Genomic DNA, 13869 nt, shown 5'->3' on the forward strand with positions numbered 1-13869 from the left:
CGACGGCTGTCACGCCGGTCGGGCCAGCATGCGCTGTCCGATTCCCTGCCATTTTTCTCCGGGACACAGGTTTACGCAGATGAGCAAGACTTCTCTCGATAAGAGCAAGATCAAGTTCCTTCTTCTCGAAGGCGTCCACCAATCGGCTGTCGACGTCCTCAAGTCGGCGGGCTACACCAGCATCGAGTACATCACCAGTTCTCTGCCGGAAGCCCAGCTCAAGGAAAAGATCGCTGATGCTCACTTCATCGGCATTCGCTCCCGTACGCAATTGACCGAAGAGATCTTCGACCACGCCAAGAAACTGGTCGCGGTCGGCTGCTTCTGCATCGGCACCAACCAGGTTGACCTCAACGCGGCGCGCGAGCGCGGTATCGCGGTGTTCAACGCGCCGTACTCCAACACTCGCTCCGTTGCCGAACTGGTGCTGGCCGAAGCGATCCTGCTGTTGCGCGGCATCCCTGAGAAAAACGCTTCCTGCCACCGTGGCGGTTGGATCAAGAGTGCGGCCAACTCCTTCGAAATCCGCGGCAAGAAGCTGGGTATCGTCGGCTACGGCTCGATTGGCACCCAGTTGTCGGTACTGGCCGAAGGCCTGGGCATGCAGGTGTTCTTCTACGATACCGTGACCAAGCTGCCGCTGGGCAATGCCACTCAGGTCAACAACCTGCACGAGTTGCTGGGCATGTCCGATATCGTGACCCTGCACGTGCCGGAAACCGCTGCCACCCAGTGGATGATCGGCGAGAAGGAAATCCGCGCCATCAAGAAGGGCGGGATCCTGATCAACGCCGCTCGCGGCACCGTGGTCAAGCTCGACGCCCTGGCCGAAGCGATCAAGGACAAGCACCTGATCGGCGCCGCTATCGACGTATTCCCGGTGGAGCCTCGCTCCAACGACGATATCTTCGAAAGCCCGCTGCGTGGCCTGGACAACGTGATCCTGACCCCGCACATCGGCGGTTCTACCGCTGAAGCCCAGGCCAACATCGGTCTGGAAGTGGCGGAAAAACTGGTCAAGTACAGCGACAACGGTACTTCGGTATCGTCGGTGAACTTCCCGGAAGTGGCCCTGCCGGCGCACCCTGGCAAGCACCGCCTGTTGCACATCCACGAGAACATCCCGGGTGTGATGAGCGAGATCAACAAGGTCTTCGCCGAAAACGGCATCAACATTTCCGGTCAGTTCCTGCAGACCAACGAGAAAGTCGGCTACGTCGTGATCGACGTCGACGCCGAATACTCGGACCTGGCGCAAGAGAAACTGCAGCACATCAATGGCACGATTCGTTGCCGCGTGTTGTTCTAAACAGGCCTGGCATGCAATAAAAAACGGGAGCCTCGCAGGGGGCTCCCGTTTTTTTCTGTCGAACACATAACCTGTGTCAGCCAGTATTGCGTTATTTCACGTTGACTGTGATTTTCTCGGACACGATCGATGGGTCGAATGGCATGTGGCCGCTGTCGCCCAGGATCAATTGCAAGGTGTGCTTGCCCGGGGCCAGTTTGATGGTGGCCTCGGTTTGTGCCTTGCCAAAGTGCATGTGGTTGGCATCGGTCGGAATCGGCGCGCCTGCGGCAGGTAGTTTGTCGACATCGATCAGCAAATGGTGATGGCCAGTGTTCTTGGTCACATCGCCCGCCGGAGCCAGGGCAATGTTCTTGACGCCGAACTTGACCTTGAATTCCTGGGTAACGGTGGCGCCGTCTGCCGGGGAAACGATGAACACTTCAGCGCCTTTTGGCGCCGGCGTCGCGGCGCTTGCCAGCATCGAAGCGCCCAATAACAGACCGGCCAACGCGGCACGTGACATAAAGCTTTTCATTTTTTTCTCCAGTTTTTCCATGAAATCTGCGTGGCCATGACAACTTCATGACCATTCGTTGTCGAAGCCTGCAACAACCATAGCAAAGCGAACCTGAAACGAGCGTCGCTTGTATAAATTACAAAGGAGTGACCATGCGTTTTCTGCCTGGCCTGATCTGCCTGCTACCCCTTTTGAGCCCTCTGGCCCATGCCGAATTGATTGACGACATCAATGACCGTGGCGAACTGCGCATTGCCCTCGAGGCCAATACCGCTCCTTTCAACTTCAAGGAAGACGGCAAGCTCACTGGCTTTGAAGTGGAACTGGGCCAGATGCTGGCCGGTGAGCTCGATGTACAGGCCGATTTCGTGGTCACCGATGCCGGGGATCTGCTCACGGGTGTGGAAAGCGGTAAGTACGACGTCGCGATCAACCACATAGCAATGACCCCGGAACTGGCTGAACGTTTCGACACCAGCGCCGTATACAGCCATCCGGATGCGCAATTGTTGGCGAGCAAAGACGAGGCACCACGTCCGCTGGTCATGGCGCAGTCGTTCCAGCCGGAAGAAAAGAACGAGCCGGCGCCGAACCTGGTGATTCCGTTCCAGAAGGGCAACCCGGCGTTCAAGGCCAGCCTGGACAATGCCCTGGCGCGTATCAAGGATGATGGGCGGCTGGAGCAGTTGTCGCAGAAGTGGTTGGGTAAGCAGGGCGTGACAGGCAACTGAAAAACAGGACTCAAGCACGGTTCATTGTGGCGAGGGAGCAAGCTCCCTCGCCACAGGGTTCACCATTCGCTCGATCCAAACGGACCTGTCCTCAAGTTTTACGCCAGACACTCGCCAACCAAGGCTGCTGCTCCCGCGGCAGCCCCGCTGGCCGGTAGTAATGTTCCAGTTCCACAAACCCTGCGTCAGTGAGCAGCGTGCGCCACGCCGCCAGGTCGTGATAGGCGCCAAAGCGCTGGCCATTCCAGCCTTCCTGGTTCTCGCCGCGAGGGTTGGAGCTGAACAGCACGCCACCGGGCTTGAGCGTGGCATGCAATTGTTTGAGCACTCGAGGCAATTCCTGGAGCGGAATGTGGAACAGCACGGCGTTGGCGAAGATCCCGTCGAAACGTTCGGCCGGCAGGTCGAGTTTCAAGAAGTCCTGTTGCCACACTTCACAGCCGCTGTCCTGGCGCGCCATCCGGGCAAACTCCGCTGAGCCGTCGAGGCCGACCGCGACATGGCCCATGTCGGTGAACGTTCGCAGGTCTCGCCCGGGGCCACAGCCGAAGTCCAGGATGTGCAACGGTGCCTTGGCCTGGATATGCTGCAGCAACGCGTCGATGTTCTGGCTGACGTCGTGGTCACGGGTGCCTTCGCGAAAGCTCTCGGCGACCGCGTTGTAATTGCCCAGGGTTGTAGCGGTGATGGCTTGCAGGTCTTCGGCGGTATGTTTCATGAGTCATGACTGGGTTGGGAGCGTCAGCCGACTATACCGCAAGGACACTGACGGCTTCGCAGCCAATCGCGAGCAAACTCGCTCCCACATGAAAAGCCCCGCGTCAGCGTTTGTTCAGCCCCCGCGCCAACCGATCTCCGCCCAATTGAATCACCGCCACCAACGCCACCAGCAACACGATCACCGTGAGCATGATCTGGCTGTCGAAACGTTGGTAGCCATAACGGTAGGCGATGTCACCCAGGCCGCCAGCGCCAATCGCTCCGGCCATGGCCGAGGAGTTGATCATGGTTACCAGCGTGATGGTAAAACCGCCGACGATCCCGGGCAGGGCTTCGGGCAGCAGCACATGCCAGACGATGTGCCAGCGCCGGCAGCCCATGGCTTGGGCGGCTTCGATCAGGCCATGGTCGACCTCCCGCAGGCTGACTTCGGCAATGCGGGCGAAGAATGGTGTGGCGGCGATGGTCAGTGGCACTACCGCAGCCCAGACGCCGTAAGTGGTGCCGACGATCAGCCGGGTGAACGGAATCAGCGCCACCATCAGAATCAGAAAGGGTATCGAGCGAAACAGGTTCACGAACGCACCCAAGGCGCGATTCAAGACTGGCGCTTGATAGATCCCGCCCTTGCCGCTGGTGACCAGGACCACCGCCAGCGGGATGCCTGCCAGCAACGCGATCAGCGACGACACGCCGACCATCAGGAATGTGTCGATGAAGCCCTGCAATAACCGATCAAACCACATAACCCAGCACCTCCACCCGTTGCGCCCAATTGCCGGCACGTTGACGCAGTTCCTCGGCGTCCCATGACGAGCCACTTACTGCGAGCAGCAATTGCCCCAGCCCGTGGCCCTGAATCTGTTCGATGCCGCCGTGCAGCAGCCGTACTCGACCACCGAGGGCGCTGAACAACGCGGCGAGGTCCGGCTCATCATGGCCAACCCCGGTGAATTGCACACGCAGCACGGTCGCTGCATCCGTCGAGGCCGGCTGCGCTTGCAAGCGGCTTTGCAGCTCGTCCGGCACGGCGTGTTGCAACGGCGCCAACAGCGTCCGGCTGACCTCATGTTGCGGGTTGCCGAACACTTCCCAAACAGGGCCCTGCTCGACGATTCTCCCTTGTTCGAGCACCACCACCCGGTCGCAGACTTCGCGGATCACCGCCATCTCGTGGGTGATCAACACGATGGTCAGGCCCAAGCGCTGGTTGATCTCGCGCAGCAGGCCGAGGATCGATTGGGTGGTCTCCGGGTCCAGGGCCGAGGTGGCCTCGTCGCACAGCAGGATCTGCGGGTCATGCACCAGCGCCCGGGCGATGCCGACCCGCTGCTTTTGCCCGCCGGAGAGCTGCGCCGGGTAGGCCTTGTGCTTGCCTTGCAAACCCACCAATTCCAGCAGCTCGCGGACTTTGCGCTGGCGCTGGTCTTTGGGCACGCCAGCGACTTTCAGCGGCAGCTCAACGTTCTGCCAAACGGTCTTGGCCGACATCAGGTTGAAGTGCTGGAAGATCATGCCGACGCGCCGGCGCAGAGCCACCAGGCGGTCTTCATCGAACTCGCCGATGTCCACCTGATCGATCAGCACCCGCCCGCTGCTGGGTTGTTCCAGACGGTTGATGGTGCGGATCAGCGACGATTTGCCGGCGCCGCTGCGGCCGATGATGCCGAACACCTCGCCGCGTTGGATCGCCACGTCGATGCCGTGCAGTGCGGCCACCGGCCCTTGGCGGCCGTTGTAGGTCTTGCCCAGGCCGATGAAGCGCACATGGGCGCGATTCAGCTCCGGGTGCAGTTCGGTCTGTTCGGCGCTCCGGGGCGTGGGGGCTTCGTGTCGGAGTCGAGCGTTGAGGGCGTTCATCATCAGCCTTCCCAACCGGCCTGGTAGAGCTTGCCGTGGGCCTTGTCCAGGGCTGCGCGCACCGCTGGCGAGTGCTGGTAGATGTCGACGAACTTGGCCAGCCGCGGGTCGTTCTTGCTCTTGGGCTGGATCACGAACTGAATCACGTATTCCTTGTGATCCAGGCCGTCGAACAGCAAGGCCGACGTGGCATCGAAGGTCTTGGCCAGGCGGATGTAGGCTGGGTAGCCCTGCACCAGATCGGCATCTTCATAGGCCCGCACCAGTTGCACGGCTTCGACCTGGAGGATCTTGAGCTTCTTCGGGTTGGCAACAATGTCGTCTTCAGTGGCCTTGTAGCCCACGCCTGGTTTGAGCGTGATCAGCCCAGCCTTGGCCAGCAGTTGCAGGCCGCGACCGCTGTTGATCGGATCGTTGGCAATGGCCACGCTCGCGCCCTCGGGCAGTTCGTCGAAGCTTTTGTATTTCTTCGAATAGAGGCCGACGTTGTTGATGATTCCCGGCGCAAAGGGCACCAGGTCGAACCCGGCGGCGGCCTTGGCGTTTTCCAGGAAAGGGATGTGCTGGAAATAATTCACGTCGATATCCCCGGAGGCGAGGCTGACGTTCGGGGCGATCCAGTCACTGAACTCCACCAGCTCGACTTTCAGGCCTTGCTTGCCGGCTTCTTCCACGGCGGCCTCCAGGGGAATGGCGAACGCGGCGGTGGTGCCGATTTTCAACGGTGCATCGGCGGCGAACAGCGCCGAGCTGAATAGACCGAGGGTCAGGGCCAGTGCTTTGACTGGCAGGGTCAGGAGTTGCTTGGTCATGTCGGTCATTCCAGTCATTGATTAAGTGAATCGCATGCCTTTGTGGCGAGGGAGCAGTGTCGGTAGGTTGAGCCGGTGTGTTGTCCAGGTAGATGGGCCCCTGCCTGAAACAGCTTTTCACGCAGACTGCCGTTGTCGTATTCGGTCTTGTACGAACCGCGTCGCTGTAACTCGGGAATCACCAGCTCGATGAAGTCCACATAGCTTTGTGGCGTGACGATGCGGGTCAGGTTGAAGCCATCCAGGCCGGTTTCGGCGATCCACGACTCCAGCTCATCGGCCACCTGCTCGGGTGAACCCTCCACGGTGATGTAGCGACCACCGAGGGCGTGTTGCTCCAATAATTTGCGCCGGGTCCAATCGTTGTTCTGCAGGGTTTTGGTGGCTGACTGGATGGCGTTGCTCTTCACGTATTGGATCGGCTCGTCCAGTTCGTACTGGGAAAAATCGATGCCCGTCGACGCGGAAAAATGTGCCACCCCGGCCTCGGCACTGGCGTAGCCCAGGTACTCGGCATGCTTGGCCCAGGCGGCCGCTTCGGTCTCGCCGACGATCACGTTCAGGCCCATGAACACCTTGATGTCCTCGGGGTTGCGCCCGGCCTCGACGGCGCTGGCGCGAACCTTGTCCACCTGGACCTTGGTCGCCGGTTTGTTCTGGCCGCTGATGAATACGCACTCGGCATGCCGTCCGGCAAACAGCAAGCCACGCTCCGAACTGCCTGCCTGGAACAACACTGGCGTGCGTTGGGGCGACGGTTCACACAGGTGATAGCCCTCGACCTGATAGAACTCGCCCTGGTGCCGGACCTTGTGCACCTTCTGCGGCTGGGCATAAATCCGCCGCTGGCGGTCGTTGAGCACCGCGTCGTTTTCCCAGCTGCCTTCCCAGAGTTTGTAGAGCACTTGCAGGTACTCGTCGGCCTGGTCATAGCGGCGGTCATGTTCGACTTGCGCGGTCAGGCCCATGGCTTTGGCGGCGCTGTCCAGGTAGCCGGTGACGATGTTCCAGCCGACCCGGCCGCGACTCAGGTGGTCGAGGGTGCTCATGCGTCGGGCGAACAGGTACGGCGGTTCGTAGGTCAGGTTGGCGGTGAGGCCGAAGCCGAGGTTTTTCGTCACGGCGGCCATGGCCGAGACCAGCAGCAACGGGTCGTTGACCGGCAGTTGGATCGACTCCTTCAGTGTGACGTCCACCGACTGCTGGTACACGTCGTAGACCCCGACGATATCGGCGATGAACAGCCCGTCGAACAGTCCGCGCTCAAGCAGCTGCGCCAGCCCGGTCCAGTATTCAATGGTGTTGTACTGGGTCGATGTGTCCTGGGGGTGGGTCCACAAGCCGTGATTGATGTGCCCGACGCAGTTCATGTTGAACGCGTTGAGCAGGATTTTTTTCTTGCCGTGGGCCATCAAATGGTCCCCCGCAGCGGCGGCTTTTCATCGTTGAGGTAGAAGTTGCCGACGGCGTGGTACTTCCAGCGCACCGGGTCGTGCAGGGTGTGCACCCGGGCGTTGCGCCAGTGGCGGTCCAACCCATGTTCGGCCAGGGTCGCCTGGCTGCCGGCCAATTCGAACAGCGTGCTGCCGGCGGCCAGGGAAATTTCGGTGCTGATGGCGCGGGCTTCGGCCACGGCAATCGAGGCAGCGGCGACCGTGTCGGCATCGGTGTCGGCCTGGGCCCGGTCAAGGAACTCACCGGCACGCTCCAGCAGGGCTTCGGCGGCGTGCAGGCGGATGCTCAACTGGCCGAAACTCTTGAGGGTGTGCGGGTCTTCGGTGGCGACATCGCTGGTGGCATCGATCCATGGCCGGGTTTTGCTACGAACAAAGTGCAGGGCGTCTTCATAGGCGGCGCGAGCGATGCCGGTGTCGATCGCGGCGTGGAGAATCTGCGCCAGTGGCCCCACCGGCGTCGGTCGCTCGAAGGCGCTCTGGAAGGGCACGATGTCTTCGGCGTCGACATAGACATCTTCGAACACCACCGAACCGCTGCCGGTGGTGCGCTGGCCGAAACCGCTCCAGTCGTCGATCACTGTCAGGCCCTTACTGTGGCGAGGGACGAACGCCAGTTGCTGCACACCGTTTTCATCCACCACCGACGTGGGAATGCGCTGGGCGTAGATCGCGCCGGTGGCGTAGAACTTGCGGCCGTTGATGCGATAACCCTCGCCGTCGCGGCGCAGTTGGGTGATGCGGTCATGGGCGGTCTTGGTGCCAAGCTCGGCCAGGGCGTTACCAAAACGCTGGCCGGCGAGCACTTCGGTGTACAGGCGTTGTTTTTGCGCTTCAGTGCCGTTTACCCGCAGCACTTCCAGGGCGTAGAAGTGATTTTGCGGAATTTGCCCCAGAGAGCCGTCGGCCTGAGCAATCAGCGCAATGACCTTGGCCAGGGTGATGTTGGAAACGCCCGCGCCGCCGCAGGCCTTGGGTACGCTGATGCCCCACAGGCCGGAACGGGAAAAAGCCTCCAGCTCCGGGTGCGGCAGGCGGCGTTCGCGGTCGCGCAGGGCGCTATCGCGCTTGAAATCTTCGGCCAGGTCGCTGGCCACGATCAGGGCTTGTTCATCGCTGGTGATCACCGCGACATGTTGGGAAAACGTCATGTGCTGCTCCAGAGGTCGGGTCGTCAGATCCAGGAATGCCGGGCCGGCAAGGTGCCGTTCAGGTGGTAGGCGCCTACCGCGTGATATTTCCAGCGAACCGGGTCGTGCAGGGTGTGGACCCGTGCGTTGCGCCAGTGGCGATCGAGATTGAATTCGGCGAGGGTGGCGCGGCTGCCGGCCAGCTCGAACAGCTTTTCACTGGCTTGCAGGGCGATCTCGGTGGTGAGCACCTTGGCCTCGGCCACGGCAATCGAGGCGCGGGCGGCGGATTGCGCGGTGATGGGCGCGGCACTGACCTGATCCAATACCTGCCCGGCTTTGCGCAGCAGCGCCTCGGCGGCATGCAGTTCTATTTTCATCTTGCCGATGTCGGCGATCACATAGAGGTCGTCGCTGGCCCGCTCGACCTTGGCATCGATCCAGGGCCGGGCCCGTTCGCGAACGAAGGTGATCGCATCGTCGATGGCGCCACGGGCAATACCCGCATCAATGGCGGCCTGGATCAGTTGTGAAATCGCGCCCTGCACGTTCGGCGTTTCGTTGATGCGCCAGTTGTCCAGCACCAGTTCGGCGTCGACCCGGACGTTGTTCAGCAGCACGGTGCCGCTGGCCGTGGTGCGCTGGCCGAAACCCGACCAATCGTCAACGATCCGCAGGCCCGGCGTGCCGCGCCGAACGAATGCCAACACTTGCCGGCCTTGGTCATTCAGCGCCTTGACGGCCACCCAGTGGGCAAACAGCGCGCCGGTGGAATAGAACTTCTGACCGCTGACGACAAAACCGTCACCGTCAGCGCTGATCCGCGCCTTGAGTTCAAGGGTATTTCGAACGCCGCGTTCCGGCCCGGCATTGCCGATGCGCCAGCCTTCGAGCACGCTCTGGAAAAGGATTTTTTTCTGCCGTTCGGTGCCCGTGCCAAGAATCAGCTGGAGCACGCCGAACTGGTTCTGCGGAATTTGCCCCAGGGCCGGGTCGGCGGCGGAAATGATCGCGAACACGTCGGCGATAGTGACGAACGAAACCTGGGGGCCGCCGTATTGGCGGGGGATGGCGATGCTGCCCAGTCCGCTGCGGGTAAATTGCTCAATCTCTGACCAAGGCAGCTTGCGCTGTTGATCGCGCCGCGCCGCCTGTTGACGGGCGACCTGTGCCAGGTCATGGGCGGCCTTGATGGCCTCGGTATCGTTGCGCAGCACCTGCGCGGGTAGCAACAGGGGTGCGACGTCCAGGTCGCTCTGGACCTTTGCTTGCGCCAGATCAGACATCACCGCCACTCCGTGGCTGCAGGCAGTGCCTTGACGTCCTGCTCCGGGACGATTGTGTTCCGTACCATACCCACCTCACATCTCAAGAAAACGCCGCGATGAATGCGGCGAACGAAAAATCAAGAATGTCCGGTGGTCCGGTGTATATACCCTAAACGTGTGTAAATTATTTATGAACTAACTTTTAGGAATATGTATAGGTTGGATTTAAATTGGGGCTATACGCGCACTGGGGCGAGGCGGCTTTTGTGGCGAGGGGGCAAGCTCCCTCGCCACAAAAAGCGGTCCTCGCAAAAGCGTTTTCCGTATCAGGTTTTTTTGCGTCGCGGCTCGGCCGCCATGAGGGCTTCTTTGGGCGGGTTTTTCAGGTAGGGGTTGGCACAACCGATCTTCAGCGTCAGCGGTGGTGCCCACAGGGAGTTGTTGCCCACGCGGTCGAGGATGCAGTAGGTCACCTCCAGGCGCAGGTCTTCCCCCGCTTCGAGAATGATCTCTGGCGGCACCCAGATGTTGATCGGCTGGCCTACTTCGCCAGGTTTGATCCGGGGCAGGTCCATGCGCACGTCGCCCCAGCGCAGGGTGATCGCATCGTCGGCAGTCATGTTCAGGTAGGGTTCGATCGTCAGCGGTACGCCGCGCTTGATCTGGTTCGGGTTCACGCCCTGGCGCCGAATGGCCGCAGGAATACGCACCGGTGCCAGCCCCTGGTTTTCCTCGCCACTCAGAGCGGGCGGCTGGCCGCCGGGGCAATCGAGCTTGACCTGCACCTGCTGCGTGGCTGATAGCGCCGGCCCGCGCCCGACCTGCATCACGCGATAATGGATGCGCGACGTCCCGTTGACGATGAAACTCTCCGGCACCCGCAACGTCACGATCTCTTGTGTATCTGACTCCGACAGCAGGCGGGAGCCAACGTAGCAGTTGTCCCAGAACAGTTCGATCAGATCGCCCGCGTCCATGCCAGGGTAGGGCGCGATAGCGACCTCCAGGTGGGCTGCGCTGGTGATGTTGATGCCGGTGCGGTGGGCATTGGCCAGGGAGGGCGCGGCCAGTTCAGGGATGGTTGACGTACATGTCATGGTGTTCTCCTTGATGCTTGAAAACGAAGTCCGTTTCGGGTGTATCACGGCGGTTAGTAATAGCGGCATATTTTATTTGCGCCGTTGCGCAGAATTAAAATGATGTGCTTCGCCCGTTGCTCTCTAGATAAGGGGTCGCTAGTTGCAGTGTCAATAGAGGCACTTGGTTAATAATTAATTGGGTAAGGCTTCAGAAACATCCTACGCATGGATGTTAGTAATACTCGGGGCCAAACGCCCTTTTCCTAGGCTTATCTGTTCGCGAAAAAAAACGTGAGGGGCACCCGCTGGCCAGAGCGGGTTAGAGCATAGCCCGAAGTGAAGTGTTACGAGAGGTATGCATATACCGCACATAGAGTATGTCGAGGATGTCAGGTGCCGTGCAGGTTGTTTCGTTATGGGTAAGTTGACGGTGCAGTGTTGGCCTTGTCGTAGTTGCCTCACTCCCATCCCTGGAAGTGACGACACTACGAATAACTTACTGGGTGCTGTGTCCGGCTGAGAGGAACTTGCTGAGAAACTGCCGAGTGCGTTCTTCCTTAGGGGCTGCAAACAAAGCCTTGGCTTCACCTTGTTCGACGATCACGCCTTTGTCGAAAAACACCACGCGGTTTGCCACGTCCCGGGCGAAGCCCATTTCGTGGGTGACGATGACCATGGTACGTTTTTCTTCGGCCAGGCCGCGAATGGTTGCCAGTACTTCGCCCACCAGTTCCGGGTCCAGGGCCGAGGTCGGCTCGTCGAACAGGATCACCGCCGGCTCCATCGCCAACGCCCGGGCAATCGCCACACGCTGTTGCTGGCCGCCGGAGAGGCGTCGCGGGTAGGCGTCCTCCTTGCCCGACAGGCCGACCTTGGTCAACAGCTTGCGGCCCAGGGCTTCGGCTTCGGCGCGCGGCGTCTTTTTCACCACCAGCGGACCTTCGATCACGTTCTCCAGCGCGGTGCGATGGGGGAACAGATTGAAGTTCTGGAACACAAAACCCACCTGCTGGCGCAAACGCCGCACCAGGTTCTGCTGCTGGTTCAATGGGCGGCTGCCATCGATCTCGATGTCGCCGACCTTGATCCGGCCGCTGCTGGGTTCTTCGAGGAAGTTCAGGCAGCGCAGGAAGGTGGTCTTGCCCGAGCCGCTGGGGCCGATGATCGCGACCACTTCGCCTTCTTCGATCTTCAGGTCGATGCCGTTGAGCACTACCTGACCCTTGAACTGCTTTGTCAGTTTTTCCACGACAATCATGGGTCAGGACTCCTGGTCATGCCGATTGACCCGGGCTTCCAGGACGTTCTGCAGGTGTGAGAGCACGCTTGCCAGAATCCAATAGATCAGCGCGGCGGCAAGGTACATGGTGAAGATTTCGAAGGTTCGCGCGGTGATCAACTGCGCCTGGCGGAACAGCTCCGGTACCTGGATGGTCGCCGCCAACGCGGTGTCCTTGACCAGGGAAATGAAGCTGTTGCCCAGCGGTGGCAGGGCGGTGCGGGCTGCTTGTGGCAGGATGGCCCGACGCAGGGTCTGGGCGCGGGTCATGCCGATGCTCGCCGCCGCTTCCCACTGGCCGCGCTCGATGGAGCTGATGGCGGCCCGCAGGATTTCACACGCATAGGCGGCCATGTTCAGCGAGAAACCGATCAGGGCCGCCGGCAGCGGATCCAGTTCGACACCCAGTTGCGGCAACCCGTAGTAGATCACGAACAACTGCACCAGCAACGGCGTGCCGCGAAAGAACGACACGTAGATGCGGGCGATCCAGCTCACCAGTTTGAAGCGCGACAGGCGCATCAGCGCCAGGCCGAACCCCAGCAGCAAGCCGAAGAACATGCCGCCCAGGCTGAGGATGACCGTGTAGTACGCGCCCTTGAGCAGGAAGGGCGCGGAGTCCAGTGCGAGTTGGAAAGCCTCTTCCATTATTGGGTGACGTCAGCGCTGAAGTATTTTTCCGATAGCTTTTTCAGCGTGCCGTCGGCGCGAAGTTTGTCGATGGCCTTGTTCACCGCGTCCAGCAGTTCAGGCTCGCCTTTGCGCAGGGCAATGCCGGCTTCCTGGCGGGAGAACGCTTCGCCTGCGGCGGAAGTGTCCTTGGCTTTTTTGGCATATTCGAGCGCGGCGAGGCGGTCGATCAGAATGGCGTCGATACGGCCAACGCGCAGGTCCTGGAACTTGGTCGGATCATCTTCGTAGGTACGCACGTCAGCGCCGGGTACGTTGGCTTTTACCCATTGTTCGTAGTTGGTGCCCAGGCCTACGCCGACTTTCTTGCCAGCCAGGTCAGCGGCGGTCTTGATGGTGTCTTTATTCTTGGTCAGGGTCAGTGCCTGGATCCCGGAAACGGTATACGGCGTGGAGAAGTCATATTTTTTCTTGCGCTCTTCGGAGATGGTCACCTGGTTGACCACCGCGTCGAGACGCTTGGACTCCAGCGCCGCGAGGATGCCGTCCCATTTGGTCGGCTGCAGCTTGACCTTCACGCCCAGCTCTTTGGCCAGGGCTTCGGAAAACTCCACTTCGAAACCGGCCAGCTTGCCGTCGGCGTCGACGAAGCTGAACGGTGGGTACGTGCCTTCCAGGCCGACGTTGATCACGCCTGCGTCCTTGATTTTTTGCAGCTGCTCACCGGCAACTGCCTGCCCCAACAGGCCGGCGCTCAAAGCCAGGCCCAGCGAACCCACCAACAGGTTGCGACGTAATGCGGAGAAATTCATGACAAGCCCCTGTGTTTTCTTATGAAGACGTTATTTTGGATGAGAAAAGGCGAAGCCGCGATCCGAAAAGATTGCCACATCCTGCCTTAAAGCAACCCGGGCGTCTCGCGGCAAATGCGCCGGTGGCGAGACTATAGGGAGGCCTTTATAGATTGGAAAATAATATTAAATAAGTCACATATTCCAATATGGAATGTTGATTCTGTGGGAGCGGGCTTGCTCGCGAAAGCTATTTGTCAGTCCCTGTGATGCTGAATGTGCCGACGCCTTCGCGAGCAAGCCCGCT

Annotated in this window: 14 protein-coding genes; 2 read left to right on the forward strand and 12 right to left on the reverse strand. The window is 60.6% G+C overall.

Features of this window, described 5'->3' with window-relative positions; all coding sequences use genetic code 11:
• Positions 1–79: 79 nt before the first annotated feature.
• On the forward strand, positions 80–1309 hold the full coding sequence (gene serA, locus EPZ47_RS01145) for a phosphoglycerate dehydrogenase (protein WP_030140520.1): 1230 nt from the start codon (positions 80–82) through the stop codon (positions 1307–1309).
• A 91-nt stretch (positions 1310–1400) separates the two neighbouring features.
• Here serA and EPZ47_RS01150 read toward each other — a convergent pair whose 3' ends face one another.
• Positions 1401–1826 carry a DUF4399 domain-containing protein gene (locus tag EPZ47_RS01150; RefSeq protein WP_135843154.1) on the reverse strand — a complete coding sequence of 142 codons (426 nt, stop codon included), beginning with the start codon at positions 1824–1826 and terminating at the stop codon, positions 1401–1403.
• Between the two features lie 134 nt (positions 1827–1960).
• Here EPZ47_RS01150 and EPZ47_RS01155 point away from each other — a divergent pair, with 134 nt between their 5' ends.
• Positions 1961–2539 carry a transporter substrate-binding domain-containing protein gene (locus EPZ47_RS01155; protein ID WP_135843155.1) on the forward strand — a complete coding sequence of 193 codons (579 nt, stop codon included), beginning with the start codon at positions 1961–1963 and terminating at the stop codon, positions 2537–2539.
• 91 nt (positions 2540–2630) lie between these two features.
• On the opposite strand, the gene EPZ47_RS01160 is transcribed toward EPZ47_RS01155, so the two are convergent.
• The 11 genes from EPZ47_RS01160 to tcyJ all read right to left on the reverse strand — a co-directional run bounded on the left by EPZ47_RS01160 (position 2631) and on the right by tcyJ (position 13583).
• Complete coding sequence (locus tag EPZ47_RS01160; RefSeq protein ID WP_135843156.1) at positions 2631–3257, reverse strand: class I SAM-dependent methyltransferase; 627 nt, start codon at positions 3255–3257, stop codon at positions 2631–2633.
• A 103-nt stretch (positions 3258–3360) separates the two neighbouring features.
• Positions 3361–4005, reverse strand: a complete 645-nt coding sequence (locus EPZ47_RS01165; RefSeq protein WP_135843157.1) for a methionine ABC transporter permease — start codon at positions 4003–4005, stop codon at positions 3361–3363.
• Entirely contained in the window at positions 3995–5119 is a 1125-nt protein-coding gene (locus EPZ47_RS01170) for a methionine ABC transporter ATP-binding protein (protein WP_135847930.1), read from the reverse strand. The genes EPZ47_RS01165 and EPZ47_RS01170 overlap by 11 nt, the downstream gene beginning before the upstream one ends.
• Positions 5120–5121: 2 nt before the next feature.
• Positions 5122–5931, reverse strand: a complete 810-nt coding sequence (locus tag EPZ47_RS01175; protein ID WP_135843158.1) for a MetQ/NlpA family ABC transporter substrate-binding protein — start codon at positions 5929–5931, stop codon at positions 5122–5124.
• A 14-nt stretch (positions 5932–5945) separates the two neighbouring features.
• Positions 5946–7343, reverse strand: a complete 1398-nt coding sequence (locus EPZ47_RS01180; protein ID WP_135843159.1) for an LLM class flavin-dependent oxidoreductase — start codon at positions 7341–7343, stop codon at positions 5946–5948.
• Positions 7343–8536: an SfnB family sulfur acquisition oxidoreductase gene (locus EPZ47_RS01185; RefSeq protein WP_135843160.1), complete on the reverse strand. Its 1194-nt coding sequence runs from the start codon at positions 8534–8536 to the stop codon at positions 7343–7345. The genes EPZ47_RS01180 and EPZ47_RS01185 overlap by 1 nt, the downstream gene beginning before the upstream one ends.
• 23 nt (positions 8537–8559) lie before the next feature.
• Entirely contained in the window at positions 8560–9801 is a 1242-nt protein-coding gene (locus EPZ47_RS01190) for an SfnB family sulfur acquisition oxidoreductase (RefSeq protein WP_135843161.1), read from the reverse strand.
• Between the two features lie 308 nt (positions 9802–10109).
• A complete protein-coding gene (locus EPZ47_RS01195; RefSeq protein WP_135843162.1) occupies positions 10110–10880 on the reverse strand; it encodes a hypothetical protein in 771 nt (256 codons plus the stop codon).
• A gap of 478 nt (positions 10881–11358) precedes the next feature.
• A complete protein-coding gene (gene tcyN, locus EPZ47_RS01200) occupies positions 11359–12120 on the reverse strand; it encodes an L-cystine ABC transporter ATP-binding protein TcyN (RefSeq protein WP_135843163.1) in 762 nt (253 codons plus the stop codon).
• Between the two features lie 3 nt (positions 12121–12123).
• On the reverse strand, positions 12124–12789 hold the full coding sequence (gene tcyL / locus EPZ47_RS01205) for a cystine ABC transporter permease (RefSeq protein WP_135843164.1): 666 nt from the start codon (positions 12787–12789) through the stop codon (positions 12124–12126).
• The gene (gene tcyJ / locus EPZ47_RS01210) at positions 12789–13583 is read right to left on the reverse strand and encodes a cystine ABC transporter substrate-binding protein (RefSeq protein ID WP_135843165.1); all 795 of its coding nucleotides are present in this window, start codon (positions 13581–13583) and stop codon (positions 12789–12791) included. The genes tcyL and tcyJ overlap by 1 nt, the downstream gene beginning before the upstream one ends.
• Between the last annotated feature and the right edge of the window lie 286 nt (positions 13584–13869).

Origin of the sequence: Pseudomonas viciae (genome assembly GCF_004786035.1) — a bacterium.
Lineage (GTDB): Bacteria > Pseudomonadota > Gammaproteobacteria > Pseudomonadales > Pseudomonadaceae > Aquipseudomonas > Aquipseudomonas viciae.